The organism is Nonomuraea guangzhouensis, from assembly GCF_019396345.1.
In the GTDB taxonomy this organism is placed as follows: domain Bacteria; phylum Actinomycetota; class Actinomycetes; order Streptosporangiales; family Streptosporangiaceae; genus Nonomuraea; species Nonomuraea guangzhouensis.
Genome location: NZ_JAHKRM010000003.1, coordinates 241,807 through 256,271 on the forward strand (window position 1 = coordinate 241,807; position 14,465 = coordinate 256,271).

The window sequence follows — 14,465 nt, forward strand, 5'->3', positions numbered from 1 at the left end:
ACGTCTGTCGAGGTCAGCTCAGGAAGCTGCCGTACGGGCCGGTCAAGATGCCGTTCTTCTGACTCTGGCTGAAGTGTGTGTTCGGGTAGTTGTAGAACGACGCGGACATCGGTGTCCCGTCGGTGGACGTCGAGTCGGGCAGGCCGAAGGCGTGGCCCAATTCGTGGACCATGCCGCCGTACCAGCGGTTCATCGGGCCGTTCACGCCCGCGGCGCCGTCGGCGTCGTGCTGGTTCAGGATCACCCAGCCGCCTCCGCCACCGCCGCCCGCGCCGTTGCCTTCGGCGCTGATCTCACCCACGTTGATCCAGCGCGAGTCGGGTGCTCGCAGGCTCAGCTTCCTGATCAGTTCCTGCTGCATGTTGAAGACGGTCCACCAGTACGGGTCGCTGCCGTTGGGGGTGGTCTCGTACCAGCTCTTCACGTGGTCGCCGTTGACGACCTCGACCACGGTGGAGTTGAGGGTGAAGGTCTTGCCCAGTTCCTGCTTGTAGTAGCGCTGCGCCTCGCGCATGACGTTGGCGATGCCGTCCGGCCATCGCTGGTCGTACGCCACGTCGGACGGCTTCAGCCAGTACACCCGGACGGTCTTCTCCGGGGGTGTGGTGGTGCCGCCACCGCTGCTGTAGTTCGGCAACCGCCAGGTCCGTGAGGACACCGCGTCACAGGGCAACTGTACGAGGCCGGCGTTGGCGGCCGAGGAGCCGCCGGTGGGCACGACGCACTTGCTGGAGTGCACCGCCTGGAGCCTGAAGGTCTTGTCGGTCCCACTGACCGTCACCAGGCGGAACTTCTGGTTGTTGGCGCTGGAGCAGGTCCACTGGATGACCGTGGCGTTGTCGGCGGTGGACGCGCCGTAGACGTCCACGCACCTGCCGGCGGTCGACGTGGCGATGGTGTACTGGTCGGTGGTGCCGCTCACCGGGGTGAAGGTGAGGTTCTGGTTGGCGCCGCCGTTACAGGCTGCCTGCGTGAGCTGGATGCCGTTGGTGGTGGAGCTGTTGGGCAGGGTCAGACAGTTGCCGCCGTTCTGGTTGACGGCTGTCGAGGTGAATGTCGTGGCGGCATTGGCTGGTGGGGCGGCCACCGTCATGATCAAAAAGAGCGTGGCGGCGGCGAGTGACGCAATGGCAGCTGGTAATCGTCTCATCGGTACACGTCTTCCGTGTCGTGGGGAACGAGCGCAGGCCGACCTAACGGACACCATGACTGACGAAAAGGTTTTCGGCAAGATCTTATGAACGTTACAGAGCGGCACCGACGTACTGAGAACAGGTTTCCCGAAATGCTTTTCGGCCGTTAGGAGATGATCCCCAGGACCTCAAGGATGCGGTAGATGTCGGTAGAGGGATCGCGCAAGAGGATGTCGCAGTAGGGTGCATGGCCGGGTGCGCCGAGCTCTGATGCGGGAGCGCAGCGTCCGCTCGGGCAGTCGATCACGAGCTGCTGGGCCAGTTTGACCGCCGTTGCCTGTCGACCTTCCTTGATCAGCTCTTCGAAGTGATGAGGCTCGATGAGCTTTTCGAAATCTGCGAACTCCTTGGTCCTTCGAAGCTTCGCGGGGATCGCCGTACGGTCTCCGCCGAGCCGGCCAGGTGGGCCTGACGCGAAGTGGAGCCAGAGCCAGAGTTCGAAGTGCGGATGGGAGAAGGCGACGTTGATCCCGTTCTGGCGGGCAAGACGAAACGCCTCGTAGATGTCCTCGTTCTCATCACGGTCGAAGACCGCCCAGAACACGGAGTTCTTGATCCCTTTCGTGGACTTCTTGAGCCGGATCGCCTCTCGTACCGCAGGGGCTGGCTTATAGCCGTTGAACTGCTGTCCTTCGGTGACCTTGCGCGGGGTGAGCTGGATCTGGAAATTGTGCTCCGCTCCATAACGGTGGTTGAGATGGTGGAAGTAGCTCCGCTCGGTCTGCCCCTCGCAGACTATGAACAGGACATTGTTCTTTCGGCGGCTGCCCTGACCTGGACGCGGCGGAGTAGCTCCACCGGGTGCTCCGCGTTTGGCCATCAAGGACGCACTTCCGTCGTCGGCTCCGTGAGTGGCCTGGCAAGGGTCTCCGCGATCTCGCCGACGGTCAGCCTTGGCACGCCGCCGTACACGCCGGCCAGGTAGTTGCGGTCGAGGGCCTCGGTCTTGCGAGGACGGGCGTCGGTCAGCGGATAGATCTCGGAGGCGCCGTGCCGGTTCTTGACCGTGATGCGTACCTGGTCCCGCTCCAATGGCTGGAAGATGTGCGTGCGGCCCAACAGGGTCGCGTCGTGGACCGTGCACACCAGTTGCGCGTTGTTGGGGTTGGCCGCGGGATCCTGGAAGAGCCGGAGGACCTCGGCGGCGAAGAGGGGATGCAGGCTGGTGTCGAGTTCGTCGACGAGGAGGGCCGCCCCGTGGTCCAGGGTGGTGAGGAGGGGGCCGAGGAAGGCGAACCAGGATCGGGTGCCCATGGACTCCTGTCGTTCGTAGCTCAACGCGACAGGTCCGTGGGAGCCTTCGTGTACGAGCCGGAGCTCGCCGGTCAGGCTGTCGATCTCGGTGCCCACGACTCCCAGGTCCGCGACCTTGAGAAGCCCGATGATGCGCTCCCGCTGCCGTGGATCGTCGAGCATCTTGCGGGTGAAGCTCTGCCGATCTTCGAAGTCGTGCCCTGGGCTGATCCACCAGAGGTTGTGCCGGAACCAGTCGTGGATCGGCTTGAGATATGGCTGATTGAAGGCCGCGGCGACGGTCAGGAACAGCGCGTCGGGCCGAGTCTGGGAGACAAGGCTTTCCTTCGGCCCCTTCAGTCCTTCGCCAGGAAAAGCGAACGGCTCGTCGGCATCGGCGTCGCGTTCGAACCAGACCTGCCGACGGGCCTGTCCACCGGGGTATGTATGCAACCATTCGGTCTCGACCTGCTGGTCGGACACCTCGAAGCCATAGACGTACCGGTCACCGTCGAGAACGATGTCGACCTCGAAAAGGGACGTATCCGTGCGGGCGTCCGGGTCGAGTTCGTACGGCTCGCGTGGGATGCCGTCAAGGGTGGACCAGCCGTGAACGGAGTTGAGGACGGCCTGCCGCATCCAGCGGATGGCATGCAGGACGTTCGACTTGCCGGACGCGTTCGAGCCGTAGATCGCGGTCGCGGGTAGGTAGGCCAGGTCGGGATCTTCAGCGAGACCGGCAGGGCGCCTTGCCTCCTGATTGAACTTGCTCGCCGCCAGCCAGACCTCGAACTCGTCGCGAAACGATCTATGGTTGGCGCCTCTGAATCTGAGCAGCATTGCACGCCCTCTAATCCGTTCTCTGGATCCATTCTAGTTTGATACATGCAGATTTTCTACGCGACGCTCGTCGGGCGCCGGAGAAGAAGGTGCATGATGAGGGTTAAGCGGGACAACTCATGCGTGACGATGCGCGTCTAATCCGCCGTGGGATCGCTGAGCGGGGGAGATCCGCAGCACATCGGGGGCTACTGGCTGGCCGGCCGGATCGGGTCGGGCGGGCAGGGGGTCGTCTACGAGGCGTACGACGGGGACGGGCGCCGGGTGGCGCTCAAGATGCTGCACGCGGTCGGCGACGACAGCCGCGACCGGTTCGCCAAGGAGGCGACCGCCGCGGGCCGGGTGGCCTCGTTCTGCACGGCCAGGGTGCTGGATGTGGAGCTGGACGGGCCCAGGCCGTACATCGTCTCGGAGTACGTTGCCGGGCCGAGTCTGCGGCAGGCCGTGCGTGAGGGGCGCAGGTTCACCGGTGACGATCTGCACCGGCTGGCGACGGCGGTGGCGACGGCGCTGACGGCGATCCACGAGGCGGGCGTCATCCACCGCGATCTGAAACCCGACAACGTGCTGCTCGGTCCCGACGGTCCGCGGGTGATCGACTTCGGCATCGCGCGGACCCTGGACATGTCGCTCACCAGGACCGGAGAGGTGTCGGGCACGCCCAGCTACATGGCGCCCGAGGTGTTCACCGGGCAGCGGGCGGGTGCTTCGGCGGACGTGTTCGCGTGGGGCGTGATCATGGTGTACGCCGCCACCGGGCAGGAGCCGTTCGACGCCGACAACCTCGGCGGCGTGATGCACCGGGTGCTGTCGCACCAGCCCGATCTGAGCGCGCTGCCGCCCCGGCTGGCCGAGCTGGTCGCGGTCGCGATGCGTAAGGACCCCGCGACCAGGCCGGCCTCCCGTGACCTGCTGCTCGCGCTGGTCAGCGGCAACGGTGGCGACACCAGAGGGCTCCTGACCGAAGGCAGCCGCGCCGCCCAGGGTGTGCGCGGCGAGGGCGAGGTCGATCCGGCGCTCGGCACCATCGCCGAGGACGCCTATGGCGCGCTCGGGGCGCAGGAGCGTGAGCTGGCCGCCGAGGTGTTCCTGCGCCTGGTCGCCGTGGACGAGGACGGTCGCGAGAGCGGCAGGGCCGTCTCCCAGGACGAGCTGTTCGGCGGGCGTCCCGAGCCCGAGGCCGCCGCGATCCGGCGCATCCTTCGGACGTTCTCGTACGTCGTCGTCACCGACGAGGAGTCGGTCGCGCTGTCGCGTCCCGCGCTGTTGCGGGCCTGGCCCAGGCTGCGTATGTGGGTGGACGCCGACCGCGAGGGCCTCGCCGTCCTGAGCCAGATCACCAGCGCGGCGCGGCACTGGACCGACAACGGCCGGCGCGACGGCGACCTGCTCCAGGGCAGCCGCCTGGAACACGCGCTGAGCTGGGCGGCCACCGGCCGCCGCCACGTGACGCTCACTCCCCGCGAGCGCGACTTCCTCCAGGCGGGCACCGCGCTGACCAGGAAGCGCGCCAGGCGCAGGGCCCTGACCACCACGGCGCTGGCGGCCTTGCTGGTGGTGTCGCTGGTGGCGAGCGGGCTGGCGCTGTGGCAACGACAGCAGGCGACCGGTCAGCGCGACGTGGTCACCGCCAAGCAGGTGGCGGCCGAGGCGGACCGGCTGCGTACCACCGACCCGGTCCTGGCGATGCTGCTCAGCGTGGCGGCGTGGCGCGTCTCCCCGCAGGCCGAGGCCCGCTCGGCGCTGATGGCCTCGCTCCAGCAGCAGGAGACGGCCGTCTTCCACGATCCGCAGGTCAAGGGGGTGGCCACGCGGACGCTCAGCGGCGACGGCCGCACGCTGGTCAGTGTCAGCGACGGCGGCGTCAACGTGTACGACGTCCGCACGCGCAAGCGGACGGGCGGCTGGCAGGGGCTGGGGCTGAGGGACAGCTCGGAGCTCAATGCTCCGGTGCTGAGCAGGACCGGACGGCTGGTGGCGATCTACACCCACGAAGAGCTCGGCGTCTGGAACCTCGCCACCGGCAAGCGGCTGTTCAAGGAGCTCATTCCGGCGGGCGGCATGCTGATCGGCGTCACGATCGGCGAGGACGAGGCCACTCTCGCCGTCAGTTACGACAACGACCTCGACCACCTGGTGGACCTGCGCACCGGCAGGAAGTTCGGCAGGGTCGAAGCCATGCACGGGTGGGGTCCGCTGATCGACCGGACCGGCAAGCACCTGCTGCTCACCGGCGACAGCTTCGCCGAGCGCGCTCTGCCCGGCTGGACCCCCGAGCATCGCTACGCGGGCTGCGGCCCCCGGACGCACTCGGTCGCCGCGTTCTCGTCCGACGGCGGCACCCTGGCCTGCGCGGGCAGCGAGGTGGTGCTCTTGGACACCGTCACCGGACGCCGTCGTAACAAGGACGCCTGGTCCTGTGACGTCTGCGCCGGCCACTTTCCGCGGCTCCGGTTCAGCCCCGACGGCCGCTATCTCGCCGCGTTCAACGTACGCAAGCTCCGGGTGTGGAAGGTCGCCGACCACGACCTGGAGCTGCTCACGTACCAGTCCGAGGGCGATCTGTCCGATGTCGGTTTCGACGGTTCGACCCTGCGCTATCTGATGGACGACTCGGTGGTCAGCGTCGACCTGTCCACGCGCGCCGCCTCGGTCAGGACGGGGGGCGACGACGCCATCGTCAGTCCCGGCGGCGAGTGGGCCGCGATCCGCGGCCTTGACAGCAAGTACATCCGGCTCTGGAACATGCGCGAGCGCAAGGAGGTCGCTCGCTTTCCCGCCGACCCGAACATGCTGGCCGTGCTGCGGTTCGACGAGCTGGGCAGGCGGCTGCTCATCGCGTCGGAGTCCGGCCGGATCGAGCTGGTCGACGTCGCTTCCCGCAAACGGATCTGGTCGATCCGCTCTCGGCACGCCGTCGACGGCTTCTCACCGTCACGGGCCGTGTTCAGCCCCGACGGCAGGACGATCGCGCTCGTCCTCGGCCCGTACGGGCAGACCCTGAAGTACTGGCTGACCGTGGTCGACGCGGCCACCGGACGGGTTCTGCACGACAGCGCCACCACCAGCGACGGCGGCCCGTACCTGCCCGACGGCAAGAGGCTCGCCACCGGCTCCGGCAGGTTCATGGACGTGGCCACCGGCAAGCTGGTCGGGGAGGGTTATGACACGTCCACCTCCGGTGGGAACGGTGTCGCCCTGAGCGGCCGTGGTCTCATGGCCATCGCCTACGACGAGACGGGTCGCGTCTCGCTCTGGGACCCCTCCGAGCCGAAGGCATTGCGTCCCATGCTGCCGAAAGCGGCGGGTCCCGCGAGCGTCCTGGCCTTCTCACCGAGCGGGGACGTGCTCGCGGCGGCCAGCGGTGGCGTCCTCCAGCTCTGGGACCCCGTCAACAGGCGGCGGCTCGGCGGCGGCTTCGACCCCGGGACCATCCAGGATGTCGACTCGCTGGCCTTCAGCGCCGACGGCGGCATGCTGTACTACTCGGCCGACGGCGACATCTGGGAGATCCCCGTCGGCGCAGAACGGGTCGCCGCGCTGGTGTGCGGGCGCGCGGGACGCAGGCTCAGCGAAGCGGAGTGGAGCCACTACCTGGGTGATGTCGCGTACCGGGAGACCTGCCCGAAGCCGGCTCTGACGGTTGTCACTGATCCGGGCTGACAGTCGCCGCGGGCCCGTGACAGCGCGCGGTCAGCCGGGTCTCAGGGGTGGTGGGCATCGTCGTGTTCGTCGAGAACGGAACACCGGGATGAGGAGAACACCCACCATGATCGCATTCGCTGCTCTGCTGCAACTGCTCATCGCCCTGGCCTTCCTGAGCATCCCTCTGGTACGCCACCTCTACGGACCCCGCGCGAAAGCCTGCGCGGAGGCGGAACTGAACCGCCAAGGCGTCCCCGTAGCCGTCCTGGAACAGAACAAGATCAGCTTTGACGCCAGTGGCCACGAAACGATCGTCCCCGCCACGGTCGCTCTGGTCATGACGATCGTCGCCGTCCTCAACCTGTCCGGCAGCCACTGGGGACAGACCCTGTCGTGGATCTTCCAGCCGATCGTGCTCGCCGGCAACGTCCTCATCCTGTACAGCCAGCTGACCGCCGCCAAGTCGGTGAAGGCCGCCTTCGACCGCAAGGGCGACCCGATCCTTCAGCGCATCGACGTGCAGGCCCTCCTCAAGGCCGCCGGGGACGGCTTTCCCACCTGGGTCATGCCTGTCCTCCAGAACATTCGCCACGCTGTGGTGATGGGTGGTTCGGCCCTCGTCCTGGTAGCAATGATCATCGCCTGATGGCGGACTACCCGCCACTCACGGGGGTGAGGCGAGTGTGCAGCGCCGCCTTGACGGTCGGCCACTCGGCCGCGATCACGGAGAACATGGCCGAATCTCGCAGCATCCCCGCTTCGCCGGGCGCCCAGGACGGCGACCAGCTACGCAACACCCCCTCGAAGCACGCGCCGAGGCGCTCAATGGCCCGACGAGACCTCTCGTTGCGGGCGTCCGTCTTGAGGTCGACGCGCGCGACGCCCAGCGTCTCGAACGCATGGGTGAAGAGGAGGAGCTTCGCCTCGAGATTGATCCCGGCGCCCTGCGCCGAAGCCGCGAGCCAGGTCCAACCGACCTCGACGGCGCGCAGGTCCTGCCGGTCCGGCCAGGTCCGGGGGTCCCAGAACGCGGTGCATCCCACCGCCATCCCGTCCCGCACCCGAACCTGCGCGAACGGAGTCAGCCCCTCGTCCACCCGAGCGAACTGGGCCGCCAGATAATCCTCGATCTCGGTGGCCCGGGGGACCAAGGTGAAACCGTAGGAGGAACGATCCTCCTCTGCCGCCCGCGCCAGATCCGGCGCGTGCCTCATCGCCAGCGGCTCCAGCCGAACGGACGATCCATGAAGCACGGGGACATCGAGCCGTGGGCTCATGGGACTCTCCTCATCGTTCCTGGCGTTGGCACCTTGCCCTCGGGCAGGTTGCCGGACCGTCATCGGGCCAGGCCCCTCGGATCCTCTGGATGATCTCGGTGGAGAGATCCTGCCTCAGCGTGGCGGGCGGCGTCAAACGTCAACCCGACCTACTGGTATGTCTGCGGATCCACACTGCGCCACTTGCCGCTGCCGTCGTCGTTGGCCACTCCGCCGATATACATTTTCTGATAGGAGGCGTAGTCGGTGTTGCGGGCGCTGACTTTGAAAGGCTTGCCGTGGTCGTCGATGCGCTGATTGGTCAGTTTGCCGTTGCTGAGCACATCGAGCTCGATCGAGAACTCGCAGTAATGCTTTTGTGTTGTCGCGATCACTTGAAAAGCGATCTCTTCATCGCGTTTGAGGGAGATCGTCTTCTCTCGAAAATAATCTCCACCCCATTCGGAGTCGTTGACCAGCGTCTTGCCTCGGGGGTCTGCTTCATCGAGGTCGAGGCCGATCTTTATGCTGTCCTCGCTGCCCGCGCTCGGGCTCTCGAACAATGTGCCGGCCAGCGGTGGGCCGCAGCGGGGGACCGCCTTCATTCCGATGATGCGCGCGGGCCGATCCGCGTTTCCGTGAACGACGATCTTGAGGTCGGTGCTGTACGGGTCGACGCCACCTTGTTGCCGAAACCACCTGTGTTGTGCATCTGAATATTCCGGTAGGGCATTGAGCTGGGCAAGTTGATCACCTGAGAGGGTCACCACCTGGGGAAAGATCCAGGTGTTGTGAAGGTTCGAATGTTCCACTTGGACGAGATCGACTGACGCCGCTGGCCCCGCGGGGCGTGTCGGGGTCGGAGAGGGCGTACGAGAATCCGGTGTGGCGCTCGGGCGGGCCGACGAGGTGAACGGCTGTTGTATCGCCCAGATCAGCACGCCGACAAGCACCGGGGTGGCAATGGCAGTGCCGGCCCATTTCACGGCAGGCCGATTCCACCAACGCCGCTGCTCAACAGGATGTCGGATTCGTGGGTATTTCGAATGGTTTGCCATTTAAGAACCGGCTCTCCTCGGGATTCCGAGTCAATATTGAATGCCGGCTTCCTCGTACGCAATCGGATTCGACCTCCCGGTCCTCGGTGATGAGTCCTTCCGCCTGGAGGCGGTCGAAAGCGGCGTACAGGGTGCCGGCGCGTAGGCGGACCTGGCCGTCGGAGATGCGCTCCACGTCGGTGATGACGCCGTATCCATGCTGTGGACCGGCAGCGAGCGCGGTCAGGATCAGGAAGCTGGGCTCCTGCATTTGCCTCATGCGATCAGCATATGTCGATGATCTATGCATATAACGGTGGTTAGGCCGTACATATCTGGGCATGGCTCGCATTGTGTCCGGTGGGGGATGGTTCTCCCGGTGGCCGGTGGTTCGGCAGCTCAAGGGAGAGGACGGCAGGAGCGACGCCGCGCGCTCCGCCCGTACCGACGCGTTGACTCCCCGCATCCAGGAGGCCGACAAGGTCGCGCGGTCGGTCTGTCCCTACTGCGCGGTCGGTTGCGGGCAGCTCGTGTACGTCAAGGATGGCCGGGTCACGCAGATCGAGGGGGACCCCGACTCGCCCATCTCGCGCGGGCGGCTGTGTCCCAAGGGGTCGGCGAGCAAGCAACTGGTCACGCATCCCGGGCGCCAGACACAGGTGTTGTACCGGAGGCCGCACGGCACCGGGTGGGAGCGGCTCGATCTCGGCACCGCGATGGAGATGATCGCCGACCGGGTCGTGCGGACCCGGCGGGAGACGTGGCAGCAGACCCATGAGGGCAAGGTCGTGCGCCGCACGATGGGCATCGCCGGGTTGGGCGGGGCGACGCTCGACGACGAAGAGAACTACCTGATGAAGAAGCTCTACACCGCCCTCGGCGCGATCCAGGTGGAGAACCAGGCGCGTATTTGACACTCCTCCACCGTCCCCGGTCTGGGGATCAGCTTCGGGCGTGGCGGCGCGACCACCTTCCAGCAGGACCTGGCGGGTGCGGACTGCATCGTCATCCAGGGCTCCAACATGGCCGAATGCCATCCGGTGGGGTTCCAGTGGGTGGTGGAGGCCAAGGCGCGGGGGGCGAAGGTGTTCCACGTGGATCCGCGTTTCACCCGGACCAGCGCGCTGGCCGACCGCCACCTGCCGATCCGCGCGGGTAGCGACATCGTGCTGCTCGGGGCGCTGATCAGCCACGTGCTCGGCAATGAGCTGGACTTCCGTGAGTACGTGCTGGCCTACACCAACGCCGCCACGATCGTGTCCGAGGACTTCCGGGACACCGAGGACCTCGACGGGCTGTTCTCCGGCTTCGACCCGGAGACGCGTACGTACGACCCGAGCAGCTGGGCGTACGAGGGGACGGGCGAGCAGGCGCCGGGCGAGCACCTGGAGGGCGGCCGGCACCACGCCGCTGCCGCCGGTGCGGACACCTACGGCTCCGGCGGGCCCGCCGCGCATCCCAGCGCGGCGACGGATCCGACGCTGTGCCATCCACGCTGCGTCTACCAGATCCTCCGGCGGCACTTCGCCCGCTACACCCCGGAGCTGGTCGAGCGGCTGTGCGGCATCTCGCGGGCGGACTTCGTCGAGCTCGCCGACGCGATCACCGCGAACTCCGGCCGGGAGCGCACCACCGCCTGGGTGTACTCGGTCGGCTGGACCCAGCACACGGTGGGCGCGCAGTACATCCGCACCGCCGCGATCCTCCAGCTGCTGCTGGGCAACATGGGCCGGCCCGGTGGCGGCATCCTGGCGCTGCGCGGGCACGCGAGCATCCAGGGCTCGACCGACATCCCGACGCTGTTCAACCTCCTGCCCGGGTACCTGTCCATGCCCCACGCCCACCGGCACGAGGGCCTGGCCGACTACCTGGCCCGCGAGGGCGGCGAGAAGGGCTTCTGGGGTCACCGGCGCTCCTACCTGGTGAGCCTGCTCAAGGCGTGGTGGGGGGAGGCGGCCACCGAGGAGAACGACTTCTGCTTCGACCACCTGCCACGCCTCACCGGCGACCACGGCCACTACAACACCGTGATGGGCCAGATCGACGGGACGGTGAAGGGCTACTTCGTGGTGGGGGAGAACCCCGCCGTAGGCTCCTCCGGCGGCCGGGCGCAGCGCCTCGGCCTGGCCAACCTCGACTGGCTGGTGGTACGCGACCTGACGCTGGTGGAGACGGCCACCTTCTGGCAGGACGGCCCGGAGCTGGAGACCGGGGAGCTGCGTACCGAGGACATCGCCACCGAGGTGTTCTTCCTGCCCGCCGCGAGCCACGTGGAGAAGGAAGGCACGTTCACCAACACCCAGCGGCTGCTGCAGTGGCGGGAGAAGGCGCTCGACCCGCCGGGCGACTGCCGCAGCGACCTGTGGTTCTACTACCACCTCGGCAAGCTGGTCAGGCGGCGGCTGACCGGCGACGAGATCGACCGGCCGCTGCGCGAGCTGACCTGGGACTATCCCGAGGAGGGGGCGCACCGGGATCCGTCGGCGTCGGCGGTGCTCCGCGAGATCAACGGGGTCGGCCCGGACGGGCGGGCGCTGTCCTCCTACACCCAGCTCAAGCCGGACGGGTCCACCAGCTGCGGCTGCTGGATCTACTGCGGGGTTTACGCCGACGAGGTCAACCAGGCGGCCCGGCGCCGGCCGGGGCGGGAGCAGTCCCCCGTGGCGCCCGAATGGGGCTGGGCCTGGCCGGCCAACCGGCGGATCCTTTACAACCGGGCCTCCGCCGACCCGGAGGGCCGTCCGTGGAGCGAGCGCAAGGCCTATGTCTGGTGGGACGCCGAACGCGGGGAGTGGACCGGCCACGACGTGCCCGACTTCGAGAAGGGCAAGCCACCGGACTACGTGCCGCCCGAAGGTGCCAAGGCCGAGGCGGCGCTGGCCGGGATCGACCCGTTCATCATGCAGTCCGACGGGAAGGGCTGGCTGTACGCGCCGGCCGGGCTGGCCGACGGCCCGCTGCCCGCGCACTACGAGCCGCACGAGTCGCCGGTCGGCAACCCGCTGTACGCCCAGCAGGCCAACCCCGCCCGCGAGATCTATTCGCGGCCGGAGAGCCCCTACAACCCGCCGGAGTCGCCGCGCTTCCCCTACGTGCTGACCACGTACCGGCTCACCGAGCACCACACGGCGGGCGGCATGAGCCGGCCGCTGGCCTACCTGGCCGAGCTGCAGCCGGAGCTGTTCTGCGAGGTGTCCCCGCAGCTGGCCGCCGAGGTGGGGCTGGTCAACGGCGGCTGGGCGACGATCGTGACCACCCGCACCGTGATCGAGGCCAGGGTGCTGGTCACCGGCCGGATGCGGCCGCTGCGCGTCCAGGGCCGGGTGATCCATCAGATCGGCCTGCCGTACCACTGGGGCTGGGGCGGTGGCGGCCTGGTGACCGGCGACGTCGCCAACGACCTGCTGCCGCTGGTGCTCGACCCGAACGTGCACATTCAGGAGGGCAAGGCCATGACCTGCGACGTACGGCCCGGCAGACGGCCGAGGGGACAGGCGATGCTCGATCTGCTGGAGGGTTACCGCCATGGCTGAGCGGATGGGGTTCTTCACCGACACGAGCGTCTGCATCGGCTGCAAGGCCTGCGAGGTGGCCTGCAAGGAGTGGAACCAGCTGCCCGACGACGGGTTCGTGTTCGAGGCGACCTCGTACGACAACACCGGGGCGCTCGGGGCGAGCACCTGGCGGCACGTGGCCTTCATCGAGCAGTCGGTGCGGGCGCCTGACGACCGCGCTGACGACGGCGTGGAGCGGTGGCTGATGTCGTCGGACGTGTGCAAGCACTGCACGCACGCCGCCTGCCTGGACGTCTGCCCGACCGGTGCGTTGTTCCGCACGGAGTTCGGCACGGTGGTGATCCAGGAGGACATCTGCAACGGCTGCGGCTACTGCGTCTCGGCCTGCCCATACGGGGTGATCGACCGCAGGGAGGGCGACGGGCGGGCGTGGAAGTGCACCATGTGCTACGACCGGCAGCGCGGCGGCCTCGAACCGGCCTGCGCCAAAGCGTGCCCGACCGACTCGATCCAGTTCGGCCCGCTCGACGAGCTCCGCGAGCGGGCGGAGGAGCGGGTGGAACGGCTGCGCGCCGACGGGCGGACCGAGGCCCGGCTGTACGGCGAGAGCCCGGACGACGGGGTGGGCGGGGCGGGCGCGTTCTTCCTGCTGCTTGACGAGCCTGAGGTGTACGGGCTGCCGCCGGATCCCGTGGTGACCACCCGCGACCTGCCGTCCATGTGGCGTTGGGCGGGGGTGGCGGCGTTGTCCCTGGCCGGGGCGGTGGCGGTGGCCTTTGTGGGTTCGGGGGCGCGGCGATGACGCGGGAGCGGTCGATGGTGCCGGAGGCGGAGTTCCGCTCGTACTACGGCCGGCCGGTGCTCAAGGCCCCCGTCTGGCACGAACCCCATATGCCGACATATCTCTATTCGGGGGGTTTGTCGGGGGCCTCGTCGGTGATGGCGGTCATGGCCGGGCTCACTGGGCACGACCGGCTGGCGCGCACCGCCCGGGTCGCGGCGGCGCTCGGCGCCGCCGCCGGCACCGGGTTCCTCATAGCCGAACTGGGCAGGCCTTCTCGGTTTCTCAACATGTTCCGCGTGTTCAAGCCCACCTCGCCGATGAGCCTGGGCTCCTGGCTCCTGGCCGCCCAGGGCGGGCTGTCGGCGGTCGCCGCCTCGACCGAGCTGACCGGGATCCTGCCCGTCGCGGGCGACGCGGCGGCCCTCGCCACGGGCCTGACCGGCCCGCTGACCGCCACCTACACGGCCGTCGTGGTCGCCGACACCGCCGTACCCGCCTGGCACGAGGCCTATCGGGAGCTGCCGTTCCTGTTCGCCGGGAGCGCGCTGGCCAGCGCCGGGGCGGTGGGCATGCTGGCGACCCCTCGGGCGGAGGCGGGGCCGGCTCGGGTGGTGGCGGTGGTCGGGGCGGTGGTGGAGAGTGTCGCGGGCATGCTGATGGAACGTCGGCTCGGGCTGGTCGGTGAGCCGTATCGGGTGGGGAAGGCGGGGCGCCTGATGCTCTCGGCCCGCGTGCTGACGGCGGGTGGCGGGCTGCTCGCGGCGGTCGCCGGGCGCGGCCGTGTCCTGACCGCGCTTTCCGGTCTCGCCCTGACGGCGGGTGCGCTGTGTACTCGGTTCGGCATCCTGGAGGCGGGCAGGGCGTCGGCCGCCGACCCGAAGTACACCGTCGTTCCGCAGCGAGAGCGCCTCTGCACCTAGGACAGCGCGGCGCGCATGCGGTCGCATGCGCGCCCGAGCAGG

The 14,465-nt window shown here is 68.2% G+C and carries 11 protein-coding genes and 1 riboswitch; of the genes, 5 read left to right on the forward strand and 6 right to left on the reverse strand.

Translation table 11 applies throughout. The features are described from left to right. Window positions 1-13: 13 nt before the first annotated feature. From KME78_RS06965 to KME78_RS06975, 3 genes are all read right to left on the reverse strand, one after another. Complete coding sequence (locus KME78_RS06965) at window positions 14-1,087, reverse strand: RICIN domain-containing protein (protein WP_219527939.1); 1,074 nt, start codon at window positions 1,085-1,087, stop codon at window positions 14-16. Between the two features lie 212 nt (window positions 1,088-1,299). Next, window positions 1,300-2,013, reverse strand: coding sequence for an RloB family protein (locus KME78_RS06970; RefSeq protein ID WP_219527940.1), 714 nt, complete (start codon window positions 2,011-2,013; stop codon window positions 1,300-1,302). Next, a complete protein-coding gene (locus tag KME78_RS06975) occupies window positions 2,013-3,266 on the reverse strand; it encodes an AAA family ATPase (RefSeq protein ID WP_219527941.1) in 1,254 nt (417 codons plus the stop codon). Before KME78_RS06975 ends, KME78_RS06970 begins: the two co-directional genes overlap by 1 nt. Window positions 3,267-3,413: 147 nt before the next feature. Here KME78_RS06975 and KME78_RS06980 point away from each other — a divergent pair, with 147 nt between their 5' ends. Further along, window positions 3,414-6,929: a WD40 repeat domain-containing serine/threonine protein kinase gene (locus KME78_RS06980; RefSeq protein WP_219527942.1), complete on the forward strand. Its 3,516-nt coding sequence runs from the start codon at window positions 3,414-3,416 to the stop codon at window positions 6,927-6,929. A 106-nt stretch (window positions 6,930-7,035) separates the two neighbouring features. Beyond that, complete coding sequence (locus KME78_RS06985) at window positions 7,036-7,557, forward strand: hypothetical protein (protein WP_219527943.1); 522 nt, start codon at window positions 7,036-7,038, stop codon at window positions 7,555-7,557. 7 nt (window positions 7,558-7,564) lie between these two features. Here the strand turns inward: KME78_RS06985 and KME78_RS06990 are convergent, their stop codons facing one another. From KME78_RS06990 to KME78_RS07000, 3 genes are all read right to left on the reverse strand, one after another. Next, complete coding sequence (locus KME78_RS06990; RefSeq protein ID WP_219527944.1) at window positions 7,565-8,188, reverse strand: GNAT family N-acetyltransferase; 624 nt, start codon at window positions 8,186-8,188, stop codon at window positions 7,565-7,567. Between the two features lie 7 nt (window positions 8,189-8,195). Then, window positions 8,196-8,284: riboswitch (SAM riboswitch) on the reverse strand. Window positions 8,285-8,337: 53 nt separating this feature from the next. Then, the gene (locus KME78_RS06995) at window positions 8,338-9,153 is read right to left on the reverse strand and encodes a hypothetical protein (protein WP_219527945.1); all 816 of its coding nucleotides are present in this window, start codon (window positions 9,151-9,153) and stop codon (window positions 8,338-8,340) included. A 28-nt stretch (window positions 9,154-9,181) separates the two neighbouring features. After that, entirely contained in the window at window positions 9,182-9,484 is a 303-nt protein-coding gene (locus KME78_RS07000; protein ID WP_246650577.1) for a PadR family transcriptional regulator, read from the reverse strand. Between the two features lie 61 nt (window positions 9,485-9,545). Here KME78_RS07000 and fdh point away from each other — a divergent pair, with 61 nt between their 5' ends. Genes fdh through nrfD form a run of 3 tightly spaced genes read left to right on the forward strand, consistent with a single transcriptional unit; the run spans window position 9,546 to window position 14,423 of the window. Next, a complete protein-coding gene (gene fdh, locus KME78_RS07010) occupies window positions 9,546-12,737 on the forward strand; it encodes a formate dehydrogenase (protein ID WP_246650583.1) in 3,192 nt (1,063 codons plus the stop codon). Then, window positions 12,730-13,521, forward strand: coding sequence for a 4Fe-4S dicluster domain-containing protein (locus KME78_RS07015; protein ID WP_219527947.1), 792 nt, complete (start codon window positions 12,730-12,732; stop codon window positions 13,519-13,521). The genes fdh and KME78_RS07015 overlap by 8 nt, the downstream gene beginning before the upstream one ends. Then, window positions 13,518-14,423, forward strand: coding sequence for an NrfD/PsrC family molybdoenzyme membrane anchor subunit (gene nrfD / locus KME78_RS07020; RefSeq protein WP_246650587.1), 906 nt, complete (start codon window positions 13,518-13,520; stop codon window positions 14,421-14,423). Before KME78_RS07015 ends, nrfD begins: the two co-directional genes overlap by 4 nt. Window positions 14,424-14,465 lie beyond the last annotated feature (42 nt).